Raw genomic sequence first — 17,862 nt, 5'->3', positions numbered from 1 at the left:
GCTCAGCCACTACAAAAGACGCGGATACCCACTCACCTAAGTGCCGTTGCAGTACTAGGGGGAGGTGGTCGGTAGTGGAGGTCGTGGAGTTTCCGGTCGAAGGGGATGGCCGGGTGTATGTCCAGGTTGTGGGTGGTGAGTTCGTTGAGGACGGCGAGCTGGGGCTTTCGCGGGCTGGGGCTGGGGATCGGATCGCGCGTGCCGCGGTAGCGACTTGGGAGCAGGCGTTGGCGGGCATGCATGTGGCCGCGGAGGGCGCGTTGAACCAGTTGCGGCGGATCGAGCCGGCGCCGGAGGAGGTGAAGGTGACTTTCGGGGTCGCGGTCAATGGCAAGCTTGGCGCGACCTTGGTCTCCGCCGGGTCGGAGGCGCACCTGAAGGTGGAGGTGGTGTGGAAGAATCCGGCCGCCTCAGGCGGCGAGCAAGGCTGAGAGCATGACTGCGGCGCGCGCCCTCGCCCAGCGGCCTCCCTGGTTCGCCCGGTTGCCTCGTGTGGGCGACGGCAAGGTCGCCGGGGCGGGGATGCTGGTGGACGAGTGGCACGTGGTGACGTGCGCGCACGTCGTCGGTCAGCAAGTCGGGCAGCCTGTGGCGGTGGCGGGTACGGGGGGAGCTCCTGAGCAGAAAGTCGTCGTCGAGTTCCCGTTCGTCGAGGGTCTCGTTCGGCGGGCCGCCACGGTAGTCCGGTGGTGGCCTGTTGCGCCTGACATGTCCGGGGACGCTGCGGTGCTGCGATTGGCGGAGCCGGTCACGGTGACTCCTGCGCCGCTGGCATGTCCGCCGTTACTGCACGGCCACGGTTTCTGGGTGCACGGCTTCCCGGGTGGTGGCCAGGCAGCGCGCCAGGCTCAGGGGCGGCTCGGCGGTGCCAGCGGCCCGGCCGGCGAATGGATTCAGGTCGAATCGTCTGGCTCGTCCGGATGGCCGGTCGAGCTCGGGTTTTCCGGTGCACCGGTGTTCGACATCGAGGCCGGTGCGGTGGTGGGGATAGTGGCGTTGCGCGACGAGCACCGCAGCGGGCACCTGTTGCCGGTGTCCTATCTCTGCGGGTTGTGGCCGTGGTTGCGCGATCGGGTGGGGTGGCGGCTGGATCTGGACCCGGACCTGAAGACGCATTGGCTACCGCGGGCACGCGGTTCGGAGGTGGAGTCCGACAGCGGGGCCTGGTACTTCACCGGTCGGCACGCGGCGCGGCAGGCGGTTTGTGAGTGGCTGGAGGACTCCGGCCAGGCGCTGCTGGTCGTCGCCGGTGGGCCGGGAACGGGGAAGTCCGCGTTGCTGGCGCATCTGCTCGTGGCCTCCGATCCGGCGTGGGCGCCTCGGGTGCCCACCGAGGGCGCGCGGCCTCCGGTCGGTGTGTTCGACGCGGCTCTGCACGTGAAGGGCAGGACGCGGGACGAGGTGGTCGACCTGCTGGCCGCACTCGCACAGGTGTCGGCCCGTACCCCGCAGGAGCTCCTCGTTGCCATGCGGGAACGTCACACGGAGACGGGGCAGCCGTTCACCGTGCTGGTCGATGCCGTCGAGGAAGCGGCAGGGATGGAGCAGGCCCAGCAGATTGCCCGCCTGTTGCGGGAGCTGGCGAGCACCCGGACGCTACGGGTGCTCGCGGGTGTCCGGACCGCACCTGCCGGCACCGAGAGGGCGCGGATCCTCGACGCGTTCGGTCGTTCGGCGCCGCGGATCGACTTGGAGGCCCGGCGATACCAGCGCAACTTCGATGTCGCGGACTATGTTCAGCGCCGCCTGACCGGTGAAAGCGAGTACTACCGCGGTCGGTCCGAGCGGGAGTTGCGGGCCATCGCGCGGGCCATCGCCCGCAAGGCCCGGTACAACTTTCTCATCGCCCAGGTTGCCAGCCGCTGGCTGTTGCTGCCGGCCGTTCCGCCGCTCGACCTGGCCCGGCCCGCATGGGACGAGGTACTGCCGGAGACCATAGGCGAGGCCATGGAGAAGTACCTCGATGCATTCGGCGACGAGAAGGCACTGGTGAAACGGCTGCTTACGGCCCTCGCGTTCGCCCGGGGCAACGGCCTGCCTCGTGGCCGCACGTGGCTGGACATTGCCGACGCCCTTCATCCCGATCATGCCCACACCAACGACGAGCTGACGAAGGTCTTCCACAGCGCGGCGAACTATCTGGTCGAGCGCACCAATACCGCGGCGGGTGACCCCGCCTATCGCTTGTACCACGACGCGCTCGACGACCACCTCCGCGCAGGATGCCCGCACCGCGAACCGCAACGCGCCATCGTGGACGTGCTGCGATCCGGCGTGCGGTCGTGGCACGAAGCCGGCCACTACACCCGCGCGCACCTGGCCGGCCACGCCGCCCAGGTCGGTCAGCTGGACGACCTGCTCGCGGATGCGGACTTCCTCTGTCACGCTGAGCCGGCCCCCCTGCTCGCCGTACTGTCCCAAGCGGATAGTGGGCAAGGCAAGCTCATCGCCGCCGTCTATCGCGCTTCCAGCCATCGGCACCGGCACGCCGACCCTCACGAACGCAGCCTCGCGTTGGCGCTCGACGCCGCCCGGTTCGGCGCGGACGGTCTACAGGACCGACTGGGCGAGCTGCGGTTGTCCCGATGGCGTGTCCGGTTCGCCACCGGTGGCAAGGTGCATCCCGCGAACATCGCGACCCTCACCGGCCACGACACGGTCGGCTCCATCCGCGTCATCGCCGCCGGCACGTTCGACGGACGCGTACTCGGGATCACCGGTTGCGGCCAGGGCAGCGTCCAGGTGTGGGATCTGATCGAGCAACGTGCGATCGGCTCCACGATGCTCGCCATACCGACCAGTGTCCCCGGCACCGCTCAGCGACAGGAGATCTCCGCGCTGGCCGTCACCGAGGTCGACGGGCGTCCGGTGGCCGTTATCGGCGGCGACGACGGCGCCGTCAGGATCTGGGATCTGACCGAACTGCGGCAGATCGGCGACGCGCTGACGGGCCACACCCACAGCGTCAAGGGTGTGGTGGTGACCGAACTCGGCGGCGAGCCGGTCGCGGTCACGATAGGACGCGACAAGACCGTGCGCCTGTGGAACCTGGCCGAGCAGCGCGCGATCGGCGGACCGTTCAGCGGCCACGAAGGCAACTGGACCGCCATAGCCGCGCTCGATGTGGCGGGCCGGCCGCTCGCAGTGACCGCGGACATCCTCGACGGCGCCGTCCATGTGTGGGATCTCGCCGAGCGGCGCGAGACGGGCGTCATCGAGACGGGCGTCATAAGTGTCCCTTGGAACGGGGTCCAGGACCTCGCCGCCATATACGTGGCGGGCTGCCCGGTGCTCCTCACCTTGGGGCGCAAGACGATCCGCATGTGGGACCTTCGGACGTGGCGCCAGATCGGCTCGCCGCTCAGCCGACGCATGGGATCGGCGAATCGTCTCGCCACGACCGTGCATGACGGTCGTCCCGTTCTGCTTGTCTGCAGCGACGGGGTGATCCAGGTGTGGGACCTGCTGGAACGGCGCCCGGTCGGTGACGCGCTCACCGGACATACCGGTGAGATCGTGGCCGTGGCGACCACCGGCTCGACCGCGCTCACCGGCGAGAGCTACAGCAGTACGTTGCGCATGTGGGATCTCGGCGAGATCCAGCACCGGCAGATCGGCAATCCCGTGGCGGGCCACGGCAAACAGGTGACCAGGGTCGCGGTCGTGGAACACGCCGGTCACCGATTCGCGCTTTCGGCGAGCCTCGACAAAACGATCATCGCCTGGGACATCGACGAGAAGCGAGCGCTGCGCACCCTCGGGCCGGTGGAGTACACAAACGACATGGCCATCGCGATCGTGAACGATCGCCCGCTCGCGGTCGTCTGCGGGATCGGCACGCTGCAAACCTGGGATCTGACAACGGGAAAGTTGGACCCTTTTCCACCTCTGCACCGGGAACGAGGGGTTCACGCGCAAGCGGTCGACGTCGCCTATGTCCGTGGTAATCCGGTTGCCGCGGTCGCGGCCAGTGACATGCGACTTTGTCTCTGGGACTTGACTACCAGGCGTCCCGTCCACCGTCCCATCGATATCGGCGTCGATGCCCGCACCGTGCGACTCACGACGCTCGACGGCCGCCTCGTCGCCGTCGTCGCCGGCAAATCCGCGGCCGGTGACAATTTCGCGGTGCGGCTCTGGGATCTCAAAAAGCGACGTGAAATCGGCGTGATACCCGCGCGATCGAACGCGGTGACAGCGCTGGCGATTGTCGATCTCGGCACCGGCCCCGCGGTCGTGACCTCCGTTGCGGGCGAACTTCTGGTGACGGACCTGACCGAGCAACGAGTGGTCGCGCGCTTCCCGGACCGCGAAGACGTATCATGGAAGGTTGCCGCTGGGTCACTGAATGGGACACCGATCGCCGTCACCGCAGGTCGCGACCCGGTCCTACGCATATGGGACCTCGACGCCCGGCAGCAAATCGATGAAATCGGGATTCCGGGTGATTGTCACGGATTAGCTCTCGGACAACAAAGCACACTGGTCGCGGCATGCAATGATGACATCGTTGCATTCGACACATCCTGGCCATCTTGAAGCACCGCGTCGAACGACATGTGCCAGTGACAGCCCAAAACGTCCGTCGCTCGACCCGTTACATGGTAGGCTTGAATCCTATCACAAGTCCCGGACCCGATTTTGCGAACAAGATTACTCATGAGGTTATTCACGCCATGGCGTAGAAGTGCGGAGATATTACCGCGGAAATGGTCGTGCCGAACGTTCCGGTCGGGCGACGGTAATCGGTGTTCATGATGCGCCAGGTCTTGAAGTTGGCGATGACTTTTCGATGACCCAGCGAACCTTGTTGATCTGAGTGTTAATTCTTTCTCCCAATCCAGGAGATCACGCCCTTTCGGCTTCTTGATTGGAGTGATCATGTTATTGCCGACATATCCCTTGTCGCCGACCCAGCTGCCGGGATCCAGCGCCACCATGGCCCCCGGATTCGCTCAGGCAATAGGTATCATGCCGACGCCCGTCGATCGGGTCGGAGATCCAGGCAAGATCTCCGGTGAGAGTACAAGCGACCTGTACGTTCATGCCGGTGGTCTTGTGCTTGCCGGAGTACAGCTCCGGATGCGAGGCCCATGACCAGCATGGAAGCAGAGTTCCATCCACGATGTACCAGCGTTCCCTTCGCGTCGAGTTCGGCGTCGCACCGGCGGACGAACTCCACAGAGGGAACCTGGGCACCGGTCTCGATCCGGCTCACATGACCTTTGCTGTAGTAGAGGCGCCGCGCGAGCTCGCTCAGCGAAATCCCTTGTGCGGTGCGCAGGTGAGCCATCCTGCATAAGGACGCGCGTCGCCCTGAGAATCCCGCATCGCATCGCTTGCGAACGCCGCCCAATCGGGATCCCACTCGTCGACGACAGCGCAGAACACAGCCCGCACGGTTTCAGGTCGATACAACCTGAGGCCTTCCCCACTGGGCGAAGGCGGATTGATCACCACCACGTTCGGCGAGACCCGAGCATCCGAACCGCAGGTCACCTTCATCGCGACGCCTGACGATTCCCTGCCATCCCACACGGCAAGCCGGAACCCAAGCCCCGGAAACTTCTCGTCGTAGCTCTGTTCCAGCAACCGACGCAGGTTATCGTTGGACGGGTCGATGCGTAAACTCAGCGACTCGGCCCGGTTGCGCCCCACCTTCAACCAGGTCGGCGGCAGCGGGTCCAACTCGGCGAGACGACAGTACCGCGCCAGCCGCCGTGCGCAGTCCTCGGCAGACTCGATCCGTGAGCCCCAGTAAGCACCCAAGAAGAAACGATCGACCACAGCGACATTGCCCGGTCGCGGTGACAGCGTGGAAGAGCGCGGCAAAGGCTCGCCACGAATCGTTTTCGGCGAGCTGTCCGGCCACCCGGGAGCCGATGTGTTGTACCGAGCCGCGTTCGACGATGGCCATGAACTGCTCGACGACCACGGTATCGGGGCGGCATACCGTGGCCAGTTCAGCGCAGGCGAGGCGGACGGAGATGGTGTGTTCGTGTGCTTCCTTGGCGCTGCCTGCCCGGCGGAAGCCGCCGACCAGCGCCATCAGCCCGAGCGAATCCAGCCCGAGCTCGAACAGATCCCGAGACTCGTCGAGTTCACCGGCCTGCTGTCCCAGCGTCGCGGCCACGGCATCGCGGACCTCGTCGGCGGAGATCCGCGTAGCCCGCCCGTCCTCGTGTCCCACCTGACTCACCGTGCCTTCTCCCGTCCCCCGGCTTCCCGCTTACTGAAAATGGATATCATTACCATCGAGGGTAGGAGGTTGAGGAAGGGAACATGCCGTGGCGACAAGGGAATCCGGGTGGCCGCACACCGATGCGGAGCGCTACCGCCGAGCGGGCCACTGGCGGGGTAGGACATTCGGCCTACTGCTCCATGACTGGGCCACCCGCCGGCCGCACCACACGGCGCTGGTGGATGGCGGCCGCCGCTGGACTTACGCCGAACTGGACGCCGCCGCTGGCTGGCGGCCTGGCGCGGCTGGGCATCCGGCGTGGCGACCGGGTGGTGCTGCAGTTGCCCAATCGGGCGGAGTTCGTCCTGGCGTGGTTCGGCCTGCAACGACTGGGCGCGGTCCCGGTGCACGCGATGCCCGCCCATCGCCGGTCCGAGATCGGGCATCTCCTGCGCTCCTCCGGCGCGGTGGCCTACCTGGTCGCCGACCGGCACGCTCGCTTCGACTACCGGGAACTGGCGGCCCAAATGCTGCGTGAGCACACCGGCCAGTTACGCCATGTCGTGGTGGCGGGCGATCCCGGTCCGAGCTTCGTCGCGTTCGATGACCTGATGGCGGCACCAGAAGTCGCGGTGGTGTCGAGCGCGGACGAGGTGGCGTTGTTGCTGTTGTCCGGTGGCACCACCGGCCTGCCCAAATTGGTGCCCCGCACGCACAACGATTACGCCTACAACGCGCTCGCCAGCGCCCGAGTGGCCGAATTGAGCCAGGACTCGGTCTATCTCGCGGTCCTCCCAGTCGGGTTCAACTTCGCCTTCGCCTGCCCAGGCGTACTCGGCACACTGGCCTGCGGCGGCACCGTCGTGCTCGCCCCGGACCCGAGCCCGCAGACCGCTTTCGAGCTGATCGACCGCGAACGAGTCACGATCACCGCGCTGACGCCGCCCTTGGTCCCGCACTGGCTGGCCGAGACCCGCACCAACCGCGCGGCCGTGGACACGCTGCGCGTGCTGCAAGCCGGCGGCGCGCGACTGGCCGACGACCTGGCCCGGCGGGTGGGCCCCGAACTGGGCGTCACCCTCCAACAGGTCTTCGGCATGGCCGAAGGTCTCATCAACGCGACCCGGTTGAACGATCCGCCCGAACTCATCCATACCACCCAGGGGAAACCGATCTCTCCCGACGACGAAATCCTCATCGTGGACCCCGAAAACCGTCCCGTCGCCGACGGTGAGACCGGAGAACTGCTCACCCGCGGCCCCTACACCATCCGCGGCTACTACCAGGCCGACGCGCATAACCGTGCGGCCTTCACCGAGGACGGCTTTTACCGCACCGGCGACCTGGTGCGGCGACTACCGTCCGGCCATCTCGTAGTGGCCGGACGGGTCAAGGACCAGATCAACCGTGGCGGGGAAAAGATCGCCGCCGTCGAGATCGAAGAACACCTCCTCGCCCATCCAGCGATCCAGGCCGCCGCCGTCATCGGCGTATCCGACACGTTCCGCGGCGAAAGCACCGTGGCTTTCCTGGTATGCGGGGACGCGCCTCCGAGTGCCCGGGATCTGGCCCGTTTCCTTGCCGAACGGGGCCTCGCCGCCTACAAGGCACCGGACCGGGTAGTGCCAGTCACGCGGCTACCCATGACCGCGGTGGGAAAGGTGGACAAACATGCCTTGCTGAGCGAATGAGCCCTGCACTGGGGGACGCTCTTGCGGGACAAGACACCGGCAATCGAGCCGCTGCCTCCCGCTACCGTTCCCCTCAATTCGGTACGTGGATGGAGGTTTGGGTTGCGAGTCGGGGTTTTTCTTCTGGCGGGCCGGTTTCCGGGTCAGGACGAGGGCACGGCGCTGCGCCGGGCACGGGAAGCGGTGCGGTGCGCGGAGGCGGCCGGGTTCGACGACGCCTGGATCGCCGAGCACCATTTCCTGTCCTACGGCACCTGTCCCTCGGCGATCACCTTCGCGGCGCACGCTTTGGGGGCCACCACGCGGATCACGCTGGGCACCGCCGTCAGCGTGCTGTCCACCACCCATCCGGTCGCGCTCGCCGAACAGGCCGCACTACTCGACCAACTCAGCGAAGGCCGCTTCCGGCTCGGAGTCGGTCGTGGAGGCCCGTGGGTGGACCTCGCCGTCTTCGGCACCGGCCTGCACCGCTACGAGCACGGATTCGCCGAAAGCCTGGACCTGTTGCTCAACTGCTTCACCCGGTCCCGGGTGAAGGCAACCGGCGAGCACTTCACCTTTTCCGAGATCCCCGTCGTGCCACGACCCCGCACCCTGCCTCATCCGCCTGTGGTGGTCGCTGCCACCTCGACGGCCACCGTAGAACTCGCCGCGCTCCGCGGACTGCCCATGCTGCTGGGCATGCACTCCAGCGACGAGGAGAAAGCCGGCATGCTCGCCCACTACGCGGCCACCGCCCGCGCGGCCGGCCACGATCCCGACCGGATCGGGCACGTCTCCACCCTGGTCGCGCACGTCGCCGGCACCCGGGAGGAGGCCGTGGCCGAACTCCGTGCCACCATGCCCGGCTGGCTGACCGAGGGGCTGGCCGGATACCGGCCGGTCGACGGGCGGCCCCGCCCCCGCCGCGACCCACACGCCTACACCGACCTGCTGTGCTCGATGCACCCGGTCGGAACCCCGGACTATTGCGTGGAACGGATCCGCGCGGGCGCCGAAACGACCGGCATCGAGCATGTGATCTTGATGGTCGAAGGCAGTGGTGACCAGGAACGGACCCTGGCCACCATCGCCCGCCTCGGCGCCGAGGTCCTCCCCCGGCTGCGCGGCTGAAGTATCAGCAGTCGCGCAGTTCCGGACTCTGGTTGAGCAACTGCCCTCGCGGTGAGACGAAGTCGCGGTAGGTTTCCCCGTCCACTGCCGACGGTGCGAACGCGGCAACTCGGTGGCAGTTCTGGAAAGCCAGCTTCACCCCGAAATGCCGCTCCAGACCGCCTCGGATCGCATCCGACGCCAGCGCCCGCAGCAACTGGCCACGGTCGGTCTCACTGGGCGGCGGCGTGGTGTTGTCCGCAAATTCCGCCGTCCCGCCACGGAAATCGGCCACGACCGCACTGATCACCTTCCACGCATACGGCAAGGAATCCCGCACACACGCCACGAATTCCTCGTCACCGACCTCGCCCTGCTCGGCACGGTCCAGCAACGCGGCAGGCACGTCCAACGACATGATGAAACCTCCAGCGACCAACGGTTGAGATCCGACATCGACAACCACTTCTACTGGTACTGGTTGTCGTTACCAACAAGCAAGAACTTCCACTGGTGATCACCAGGACGGACCAACGCTGCCGCCGGACGTGACCACCCATGTTCCTGCGGCAGGCCTCGCTTGCGGACCGGCTGACCGGTGCGTTATGTCATTCGTCGCTGTATTGTTCTCTGTGTGCTGACTTGTGAGAGGCGTGGGGCGGCGCTCGCCCGGCTCGGGCGGGCGCTGGCGGACCCGACCCGTTGCCGCATCCTGGTTGCCCTGCTCGACGGCGTGGCCTATCCCGGCCAGCTCGCAGCAGAGCTCCGTCTGGGCCGCTCGAACGTCTCCAACCACCTGGCGTGCCTGCGAGGTTGCGGCCTGGTCGTGGCCACTTACGAGGGCCGCCAGGTTCGCTATGCCCTCGCCGACGATCACCTGGCCCGCGCGTTGCGAGAGCTGGTCAAGGTGGTGCTCGCGGTGGATACCGACCAGCCCTGCATAGACGGCGCGGAGCCCGCGCGGCCGGCAATGGCGGTGGAGGTGGGCAGGTGAACGAAAACACCGACCGCCGGGGTGGCCTGCCCTCGACCATCACACCAGCGACGCCGCGGGATACCTGCGGTGACACGTGCCGCACAGCGGCCACAGCCACCGAAGCGGTGGATACGCAGCGCCGTGCGGTGCTGTCGCGGCGGGTACGGCTGCTGGTGACCGCGACGATCAGCTACAACGTCATCGAGGCCGTCGTCGCTATCTCGGCCGGAACGATGTCCTCCTCGACCGCGCTGGTCGGGTTCGGTCTCGACTCGGTCATCGAGGTCGCCTCGGCCTCGGCGGTCGCCTGGCAGTTCTCCGGCAAGGACCCCGAAACCCGGGAGCGGACCGCGCTGAAGGTGATCGCGGTCTCTTTCTTCGCGCTGGCCGCCTACGTCACCGTCGAGTCCGTCCGCAGCCTGCTCGGTGCTTCCTCCGCCGGCCACTCCCCCGCCGGAATCGCACTCGCCGCGACCTCGCTGCTGGTCATGCCGATCCTGTCCACCGCGCAACGGCGCGCCGGGCGGGAACTCGGTTCGGCCAGCGCGACGGCCGACGCGAAACAAACCCTGCTGTGCACCTACCTCTCCGGCATCCTGCTGGCCGGGCTGTTGCTCAACGCCCTGCTCGGCTGGTCCTGGGCCGACCCCGCCGTCGCCGTGGTCATCGCCGCCGTCGCGGTCAGAGAAGGCAGCCAGGCCTGGCGCGGTCAACACTGCTGCTGACCGGCCGCGGTCAGCGGGATACCGGTGCAGACGGGGCAGCGGCCGGTCAGTTCGAGAACGAGATGGATGCCGGTGAAGCCGTGGGCGGAGGCGGTGGTGACGGCCCAGTCCTGGACGGGCTGTGCGTCCACCGGAAAGCTGTCGCCGCAGGTTCGGCAGATTAGGTAATGGGTGCCCGCCGGGCCGGGGACCAGGCGGAACAGGGATGCGCCGTCGGTGTTGGTGAGGATGACCTGGCCGGTCTCGGCGTAGGCGTGCAACGCGCGATAGACGGTGGTCAGTCCGACCGTTTCTCCGGCCTGCTGGAGGCGAGCATGCAACGTCTGCGCGCTGACAAACCCTGGGGCCTGCGCCAGCGCGCGGAGGATCGTCCGCCGTTGCCGCGTCGTGCAGGGCCGCCGCCGTGTGGTCATGGCGAAGCGACGGCCGGCTTTCTGGTGACCGCCGCAGCCAGGGCGAGACCGCCCGCGGCCACGGCAAGGATGGCGAAACTGGGCGGCAGGACCGGTATGACGTAACTCAGCCCAAGGCCGGTCCAGGTAGCGAGCACGGCCAGCGCTACCGAGAGCGCGAGAGCCCGGTAGGGGCGCGTGGTCAGCCGGTGGGCCGTGCCGGCGGGTGCGGCGATCAGGCCGAGCAGCAGGAGTGCACCAACGGCCTGGGTGGCTTCCGCGGCGCAGGCGCCGACCAGGGCGAGGAAGGCGAATCCGAGGAACCGTACGGGAACGCCACGGGCCGCGGCGACCGCCGGGTCGAGCGAGGCGAACAGCAGAGGCCGCGCGATCACCAGTAACAGGACACATACGACCGCGCCGATGAGGGCCACCACCCGGGACTGGCTCGCACTGATCCCGAAGATCGATCCAAAAAGGACAGTTACCCCGGCCGCTCCGTTGGCGGTACTGCGACTGGTGGTGTAGAGGGTGAGAAAGAAGACCCCGAGCCCGAGGATCCAGGCGAAGATGGTGCCGATGACGACATCGTCAGCCAGGCCACGCCGACCGAGCGTGCCCATCAGCAGGGCGATGGCGATCGTGGCGCCGAACAACCCGATGAGCGGGTTGATCCCGAACGCCAGGGCCGCCAGCGCTCCGGTGAACGCGACATGACTGAGCGCGTCTCCGGTGAACACCTGGGCCCGCAGCACCAGGAAATAACCGGCCAGACCGCAGGCCACCGCGACCGCGGTACCGGCCAGCAACGCGTTGAGGAAAAACACGGGCAGATTCACCGGAGCCTCCCCACCCTGCGAAGCCACGCGGTCACCTGAGCGAGCACGTAGAGGGCGAACGCGATCGTGGTGACGAAGAACCCGATCGGATAGACCGAGTAGTAGGCGATCCCGAGGCCGAGCCAGGTGACCACGACCGCGATGAGGATCGCCAGGGCCAGGCTCAGCGGCGGCCGTGCGGTCAGCGCCTGCGCGGTCGCGGCGGGCATCACCAGCAGGGCGAACACCAGCAAGGTGCCGGTGATCTGGCTGGCTTCGGCCACGGCCGCACCCAGCAGCACCACGAACGCCACCGACGCTGCCCGCACCGGGACCCCGCGCGCCCCGGCCACGATCGGATCGATGGAAGCGAACAGCAGCGGCCGCCCCAGGACTGCCAGCGCGGCCAGCACCACGACGGTCACCGCCGCCAGGACGACGACCTGCCCGGTGGTGATGCCGAGGAACGTGCCGAACAGCAGCGCGTTGATCCCGTTAAGGAATCCCTTGTACAGCGCGATGAACAGATACCCGCAGGCCAGCGCGAACGCCTGCACCGTGCCGGTCACCGCCGACTCGTGGCCGAACTCTCCGTGCCCGCCACGGGGAATCACCGCGATCACCAGCGCCGCGGCGACGCAGAACGTGAAGTACCCGTAGATCGCCGACACCCCGAGCAAAGTGGCGCCCGCCGCGCCCGGGAACCCGATCACGGCCAGGGTGTGTCCGGCGAAGGTTTGCCGCCGCAACACCATGAACCAGCCCATCGTCGCGGCCGCGACGGCGACGATGGTGCCCGCGCGGAAAGCGTTGACCATGAACGGGAACGACCACAGCTCCCGGATGTCGGCGATCAGGTTCCAACTCGGTCCCATTGGATCAACCCCCCGCGAGCCCGTCGTGCCGGTCGGCGTGCAGCGCCGGGGCCTCGGGCGTGCCCACGACGACCAGCCGGCCGTCGGAGGCGCGCAGCACCTCGACCGGTGTGCCGTACAAGCCCGACAATGTTTCGCTGGTGATCACCTCGGCGGCCGTGCCGGTGACCGCACGCCCCTGGGCCAGGTACAGGACACGGTCGAGAGAGCGCAGGATCGGGTTCACGTCATGTGCCACCATGACCACAGCGACTCCCTCCTCCCGGCAGATCCGGCCGATCAGCGCGGCCACCGCGGCCTGGTTGGGTAAATCGAGACTGTCCAGCGGCTCGTCCAGCAGCAACAATTCCGGGCGGCGCACCAGGGCCTGCGCGATCAGCAGCCGTTGCTGCTCACCACCGGAGAGCTGCCCGATCGGCCGGTGCGCGTAGGCCGACGCACCGACCAGATCGATGACCTCGGCGATCCGTGTCTCGGCCGCGCGGCGGCGGGCGCTGAACAGTCTCGCGCCCGGGACGGGGACTCCCCATCGGTGGCCGTCCCAGCCCAGCCGCACGACATCCACCCCGCGTATGTGCAGGGACGCGTCGAAACCGCGGCGCTGCGGCAGATACCCGACACGATGTCCTGCCCGGCCCGGCGGCAGGTCCAGCACCTGAAGGGTGCCCTGTGCCGGGTGCACACCCAGCAGCACTTTGACCAATGTGGACTTGCCGGCACCGTTGGGGCCCAGCACCGCGATGAAATCGCCCCGCGCCACCCGCAGATTCAGCCCACGCCACAAGGTTTTTCCGCCAACACGCACCGCGGCGTCCTCGAGCACGATCACCGGCTTGCCGGGGCTCGGCGACGGGTCCGCGCCCGCAGCCGGGTCCGGCATCATCGGCCTACTCGACACGCCAGTCCTACTTTCCGGTGGCCTGGGCGAGCGCGTGCTCGATCCCCTCCAACTGCGTGACCTGCCAATCCTGGAAAGTCGCGCCGGCCGGGGTGAGCGTCTCGGTCACCAAGGCGACCGGAATCCCCGCCGCCTTGGCCTCGTCGGCCTGCCGCTGCACGTCCGGGGTCGAGTTCTGGGAGTTGTAGACATAGATCTTGATCTGCTTGCCCCTGATCTGGTTGTCGATCGTCGCCTTGTCCGCCGCCGTCGGGTCACTGCCCTCGCTGATCGCGTCCAGGAAGCTCTCCGGCGTCGCCATCGTCAGGCCCAGTCCCTCGGCCAGCGGCGTGACAATGGACTCCGACGCCCCGATCGGCGTTCCCGCGTACTTCGCCTTGATGTCGGCGATCAGTTGGTCGTAGCGGGCCAGGGTCTGCGTCTCGAACGTCTGCTTCCGCTGATCGAAATAGGCCGCGTCCGCCGGATCGATCGTCTTGTAGTCCGCGGTGATCTGCTCGATCACCTTGTGCACGTCCTCCGGTGAATACCAGCGATGCGGGTTGCCGCCGTCCTTGACCCCGGCCAGATCCCCGACATTGAGCACCTTCCGCTGCGGGTTCGGGTTCGCGTCGATCATCTTCGGAGCCCACGGGTCATACCCGATCCCGTTGACGATCGCGTACTGCGCGGACGCGATCGTCCGCCCGTCCGCCGGAGTGGGTTCGTAATCGTGCGGGTCCGCGTCCGGGTTGTCGATGACACTCGTCACCGTCGCGTGCTCACCTCCGAGCTGGGTGGCGAGGCTGCCCCAGAAGTTCTCCGCCGCCACCACCGCGACCTTGGTGTTCGACCCACCCGCGGCACCGCCCACGCCACCCGTCTGGGCCGGCGGTGTCGTCGCGCAACCCGCAAGCGCCGCGACCGCGGCCACCACCACGCCGACGCCCGCCACCCCACGACGCATCCCGAAAACCTGACCAGCCATCGACACAATCTCCTCAACGACGACGAACAAGCTGCCGCGGCTCAGCCCGCGGACCACCCGGCACGCTAAGTGAAAACGATTGTCATCTCAATGTCACCCATAAGTGGTAACGACAATCGTTCTCATCTCGTGACCATCGGCGCGTGGCCCGAACACGAGCGACGACGGCAACCCGTGGCAGCCTCGTCACCCGGCCGTGGCCACCCGTCCAAGCCCGAACGGTCTCGGTGTAGTGTGCACGCTGCACATGACAATCGTTGTCGTTTTCAGTAACTGGAGAGGGTAAGACTGTGAAGATCGCGTTCGTAGGCAAGGGGGGCAGCGGGAAGACCACACTGACCTCACTATTCGCCGCTTACCTGGCCCACAGGGGACGCCCCGTGCTCGCCATCGACGCCGACATCAACCAGCATCTGGCGGTCGGCCTCGGCGCGAGCGAGGAGGAAGCGGCGGCGCTGCCCACGCTCGGTGAACACCTGGGATTGATCAAGGACTATCTGCGTGGCGACAACCCGCGCATCACCGGCGCCGACGCAATGATCAAGACAACCCCGCCCGGCCGCGGGTCACGGCTGCTGCGCCCCTTCGAGGACAACCCCATCGCCGACGCCTGCTTCCGCACCCTCGGCCGAGTGCGGCTCGGCGTCACCGGCCGGTTCGACGAGACCGACCTCGGCGTCTCCTGCTACCACTCGAAAGTCGGCGCGGCCGAACTCCTGCTCAACCACCTCATCGACGCCGACGACGAGTACGTCGTCCTGGACATGACCGCGGGCGCCGACGCGTTCGCCTCCGGACTGTTCACCCGATTCGACATCACATTCCTGGTCTGCGAACCGACACTGCGCAGCCTCGGCGTCTACCGGCAATACGCCGACTACGCCCACGACTTCGACGTGCGACTCGCCGTCATCGGCAACAAGATCACCGACAACGAGGACATCGAATTCCTGCGCCAGCACGTGGGTGAGGACCTGCTGTGCTGGCTGACCGGCTCCGGCCACGTCCGCGCCGCCGAACGCGGCCGGACACGCCCCATCACCGCACTGGAACCGGAAAACCTCACCGCACTCGGCACCATCCTGTCCACTGTGGACAAGACACCGCAGGACTGGCACCGATTCCACCGCCAAGCGATCGAATTCCACCTCCGCAACGCCCGGTCCTGGGGCAACAACCGCACCGGCCACGACCTCACCGCCCAAATCGACCCCGGCTTCACCCCCGGCCCAGCCGCACTGACCGGCTCCTGAAAGAACCACGGCACCGGGACAGGCAACATCTCTCACAGCACCACGGCCGCGACCCGGCCCATGATCATCATGAGATCCCGCATAGCCGAGGGCAACAGCCCGCACCAGAAACGAACGCTGCGCCGGATCCTATCCATGTTCCCGATCACACAAGCCATCCCAGCCACGGCCCACGTGATTTTCCAACCGGTTCCGCCAGCCTTCATTGCGCACCTCCGCACCACCTTATTGCCCCGCCCGGAAACGCACCGCACCACAGCGCCTACTTGTTGTCGACGCCGTCGCGAATGCCCGAGCACGCCTGCGTTCGACGAGTCCCACCGCATTCCGGCCACGATCATCGCGGACAACCCGCCGGCATGGTCGTCGGTCGGCCGCGGAAGCCGATGATCAGTGCTTCTCGGCGTAGTGGACAGCGCCCTGCCAGTCCACGATCACGACCGTCTCATCACCGATCACCCAGGCGTCGTGCCCTGAGGGCAACATGGTCAACTCCCCGGCCTTCGCATCGAACTCGGTTCCGTCGGCCATGTGGACGCGGAGGGTGCCGGACACGTGGTACTGGAAGTGGGGCGCTTCGCACCACTGCGTCCCTGCCAAGGGCTTGACGTCGTGGGACCAGCGCCAGCCTGGCTCAAGCACCAGGCGGCCGACGACCCCGCCGCCCACGTTGAGGATCTCGGCACGTCCGTGGTCGAAGGTACGTACCTCGTCCGGATTGCTGAAGTCCAGGTGTTCGACCCGCCCCGCTGCTTTCGCGGCTGCGCCCGGTGCCCCTTGCGGCGTCACGCCGCCGCTGCCCTCGTCCCAGGCCTGCAGGCTGGTTTGCGCGATGATCCGCCCGTCACGCAGGTCCAGCATCGAGGTGGCGAGCACCGTCGTGGCGTCTGGGTAGCGGCAGCGCTCGAGGTAGGCCGCGTGGCTCCCGTCGGCGGAGACAACGACCTGCTCAAGATGGTGCTCCATGTCCCTGCTGCACAGTTCGTCGACGAACTCGCCGATGGCGGAGTTCCCGGAGATCTGGTGCGGGTGGCTCGGCTGGTCCCGCCGGTCCACCACGGTCATCTGCGCGTTCTCCGCGTACAGGCTCCGCAGGGTCGCGGCGTCGCGCTCCTCGATACCGCGACGCAGCGCCTCGACATCTAACGTCGGCCTGTTCTGCATAGCGTCCATTTCGGGTTACCCGCCTTCCTTTGCGCGGTGCCCCTACTGACCACGGTCCTCGCCGAGCGTCGCACCGTCAATCCGCAGGCCGGAGCCGATCATGGCACGCTCCCGCCTGCGGACCCGCCGCGGATCCTCACGCAGCCGACCACCTGGCTATGTGCCAGGCCAGTGGGAGCACCGCAGCGTGCTCGCGCAGTCGCGGTTGGGCAATCCAGTCGACACGCACGACGCGGTCGCTGTCGACAACGCGGCGGTGCAGGCCAGTCGTAAGGTCTGGGCTCCCAGGGGTGTGCCGGTGTGGCTTTCAGGCATCCTCCGTGTGTGGCTTCCTGCGATTGGCCAGCCACCCGGCGATTTCCTCTTTCGCGGAGGGCTTTGATCTTGCAGACGGTGCCTTCGACCGCGCCGCTGCTCCAGGAGAGGGTCAGTCCGTTGCGGACGGCGTCGTAGTCCTTGAGCAGTCCGGCAGCGAATCCCCGGAGCTGGGGAAGGCCGCTGGCCTGGGCTTTGGTGATCCAGGTGTCCAGGTACGGGACTGTCGGCGATCTTGTGGGCGGGATGGTGATCCGACAGGCTGGGGCACCGTGCCTCGGCAGGAAGGATCAAGATGTCGGAGAGGGTCGGACGGGATGACCATGCTCGTGGTGACCCATGAGTTGGGCTACGCGCGCCGTGCCGACGACCGCGTGGTGTTCCTCGATCAGGGGCGGATCGTGGAAACCGGTACGCCGCAGGAGTTCTTCGACAACCCACGCACCGACCGTGCCAGGGAATTCCTGTCCAAGCTCCTCACCCACTGAGGGCACCTGACGGAGCGCCGCGAACCG

The 17,862-nt window shown here is 67.4% G+C and carries 15 protein-coding genes and 4 pseudogenes; 8 read left to right on the top strand and 11 right to left on the bottom strand.

Annotated features, from left to right (window positions below):
* The first annotated feature begins 74 nt into the window (after positions 1 to 74).
* Together ACFSXZ_RS38355 and ACFSXZ_RS38350 are read left to right on the top strand one after the other, a co-directional pair.
* On the top strand, positions 75 to 431 hold the full coding sequence (locus ACFSXZ_RS38355; protein WP_378271181.1) for a CU044_2847 family protein: 357 nt from the start codon (positions 75 to 77) through the stop codon (positions 429 to 431).
* A 4-nt stretch (positions 432 to 435) separates the two neighbouring features.
* The gene (locus tag ACFSXZ_RS38350; RefSeq protein ID WP_378271179.1) at positions 436 to 4,539 is read left to right on the top strand and encodes a trypsin-like peptidase domain-containing protein; all 4,104 of its coding nucleotides are present in this window, start codon (positions 436 to 438) and stop codon (positions 4,537 to 4,539) included.
* Positions 4,540 to 4,884: 345 nt separating this feature from the next.
* On the opposite strand, the gene ACFSXZ_RS38345 is transcribed toward ACFSXZ_RS38350, so the two are convergent.
* The 4 genes and pseudogenes from ACFSXZ_RS38345 to ACFSXZ_RS38330 form a co-directional block, all read right to left on the bottom strand.
* Entirely contained in the window at positions 4,885 to 5,124 is a 240-nt protein-coding gene (locus ACFSXZ_RS38345) for a transposase family protein (protein ID WP_378271177.1), read from the bottom strand.
* Between the two features lie 64 nt (positions 5,125 to 5,188).
* Positions 5,189 to 5,293 (bottom strand): annotated as a pseudogene (locus tag ACFSXZ_RS38340) (helix-turn-helix domain-containing protein); the annotation flags it as partial.
* Positions 5,257 to 5,787, bottom strand: a complete 531-nt coding sequence (locus ACFSXZ_RS38335) for an Imm52 family immunity protein (protein ID WP_378271175.1) — start codon at positions 5,785 to 5,787, stop codon at positions 5,257 to 5,259. The gene ACFSXZ_RS38335 and the pseudogene ACFSXZ_RS38340, both read right to left, overlap by 37 nt.
* 22 nt (positions 5,788 to 5,809) lie before the next feature.
* A pseudogene (locus ACFSXZ_RS38330) lies at positions 5,810 to 6,190 on the bottom strand (chorismate-binding protein); the annotation flags it as partial.
* Between the two features lie 97 nt (positions 6,191 to 6,287).
* Between ACFSXZ_RS38330 and ACFSXZ_RS38325 the strand changes: the two are divergent.
* Both ACFSXZ_RS38325 and ACFSXZ_RS38320 read left to right on the top strand, forming a co-directional pair.
* Positions 6,288 to 7,872, top strand: a pseudogene (locus ACFSXZ_RS38325) ((2,3-dihydroxybenzoyl)adenylate synthase).
* A gap of 102 nt (positions 7,873 to 7,974) precedes the next feature.
* A complete protein-coding gene (locus tag ACFSXZ_RS38320) occupies positions 7,975 to 8,985 on the top strand; it encodes an LLM class flavin-dependent oxidoreductase (protein ID WP_378271174.1) in 1,011 nt (336 codons plus the stop codon).
* Positions 8,986 to 8,989: 4 nt separating this feature from the next.
* Here the strand turns inward: ACFSXZ_RS38320 and ACFSXZ_RS38315 are convergent, their stop codons facing one another.
* Complete coding sequence (locus ACFSXZ_RS38315; RefSeq protein ID WP_378271173.1) at positions 8,990 to 9,382, bottom strand: SCO5389 family protein; 393 nt, start codon at positions 9,380 to 9,382, stop codon at positions 8,990 to 8,992.
* Positions 9,383 to 9,598: 216 nt separating this feature from the next.
* On the opposite strand from ACFSXZ_RS38315, the gene cmtR reads away from it, so the two are divergent.
* Together cmtR and ACFSXZ_RS38305 are read left to right on the top strand one after the other, a co-directional pair.
* Positions 9,599 to 9,958 (top strand): Cd(II)/Pb(II)-sensing metalloregulatory transcriptional regulator CmtR, encoded by a 360-nt coding sequence (cmtR, locus tag ACFSXZ_RS38310; protein WP_378271171.1) that lies wholly within the window; start codon positions 9,599 to 9,601, stop codon positions 9,956 to 9,958.
* Positions 9,959 to 10,065: 107 nt separating this feature from the next.
* Positions 10,066 to 10,665, top strand: a complete 600-nt coding sequence (locus tag ACFSXZ_RS38305) for a cation transporter (protein WP_378271186.1) — start codon at positions 10,066 to 10,068, stop codon at positions 10,663 to 10,665.
* Here ACFSXZ_RS38305 and ACFSXZ_RS38300 read toward each other — a convergent pair.
* From ACFSXZ_RS38300 to ACFSXZ_RS38280, 5 genes are read right to left on the bottom strand one after another with little or no spacing between them, the layout of a single operon-like run.
* Positions 10,650 to 11,078 carry a Fur family transcriptional regulator gene (locus ACFSXZ_RS38300; RefSeq protein ID WP_378271169.1) on the bottom strand — a complete coding sequence of 143 codons (429 nt, stop codon included), beginning with the start codon at positions 11,076 to 11,078 and terminating at the stop codon, positions 10,650 to 10,652. The two genes, ACFSXZ_RS38305 and ACFSXZ_RS38300, sit on opposite strands and share 16 nt — an antisense overlap.
* Positions 11,075 to 11,896, bottom strand: coding sequence for a metal ABC transporter permease (locus ACFSXZ_RS38295; protein ID WP_378271168.1), 822 nt, complete (start codon positions 11,894 to 11,896; stop codon positions 11,075 to 11,077). The genes ACFSXZ_RS38300 and ACFSXZ_RS38295 overlap by 4 nt, the downstream gene beginning before the upstream one ends.
* Positions 11,893 to 12,750, bottom strand: a complete 858-nt coding sequence (locus ACFSXZ_RS38290; protein WP_378271166.1) for a metal ABC transporter permease — start codon at positions 12,748 to 12,750, stop codon at positions 11,893 to 11,895. Before ACFSXZ_RS38290 ends, ACFSXZ_RS38295 begins: the two co-directional genes overlap by 4 nt.
* 4 nt (positions 12,751 to 12,754) lie before the next feature.
* Positions 12,755 to 13,648 carry a metal ABC transporter ATP-binding protein gene (locus tag ACFSXZ_RS38285; RefSeq protein ID WP_378271164.1) on the bottom strand — a complete coding sequence of 298 codons (894 nt, stop codon included), beginning with the start codon at positions 13,646 to 13,648 and terminating at the stop codon, positions 12,755 to 12,757.
* 7 nt (positions 13,649 to 13,655) lie between these two features.
* Entirely contained in the window at positions 13,656 to 14,615 is a 960-nt protein-coding gene (locus ACFSXZ_RS38280) for a metal ABC transporter solute-binding protein, Zn/Mn family (RefSeq protein WP_378271163.1), read from the bottom strand.
* A 290-nt stretch (positions 14,616 to 14,905) separates the two neighbouring features.
* Between ACFSXZ_RS38280 and ACFSXZ_RS38275 the strand changes: the two genes are divergently transcribed.
* A complete protein-coding gene (locus ACFSXZ_RS38275; protein ID WP_378271161.1) occupies positions 14,906 to 15,868 on the top strand; it encodes an ATP-binding protein in 963 nt (320 codons plus the stop codon).
* 390 nt (positions 15,869 to 16,258) lie between these two features.
* Here ACFSXZ_RS38275 and ACFSXZ_RS38270 read toward each other — a convergent pair whose 3' ends face one another.
* On the bottom strand, positions 16,259 to 17,041 hold the full coding sequence (locus tag ACFSXZ_RS38270; RefSeq protein ID WP_378271159.1) for a nuclear transport factor 2 family protein: 783 nt from the start codon (positions 17,039 to 17,041) through the stop codon (positions 16,259 to 16,261).
* Between the two features lie 617 nt (positions 17,042 to 17,658).
* On the opposite strand from ACFSXZ_RS38270, the pseudogene ACFSXZ_RS38265 reads away from it, so the two are divergent.
* Positions 17,659 to 17,835 (top strand): annotated as a pseudogene (locus ACFSXZ_RS38265) (amino acid ABC transporter ATP-binding protein); the annotation flags it as partial.
* Positions 17,836 to 17,862 lie beyond the last annotated feature (27 nt).

Origin of the sequence: Amycolatopsis pigmentata, from assembly GCF_042684065.1 — a bacterium.
GTDB classification, from domain to species: Bacteria; Actinomycetota; Actinomycetes; order Mycobacteriales; family Pseudonocardiaceae; genus Amycolatopsis_E; species Amycolatopsis_E pigmentata.
The sequence above is the reverse complement of the archived record's forward strand: the minus strand, read 5'-3'. Positions and strand labels throughout refer to the sequence as shown.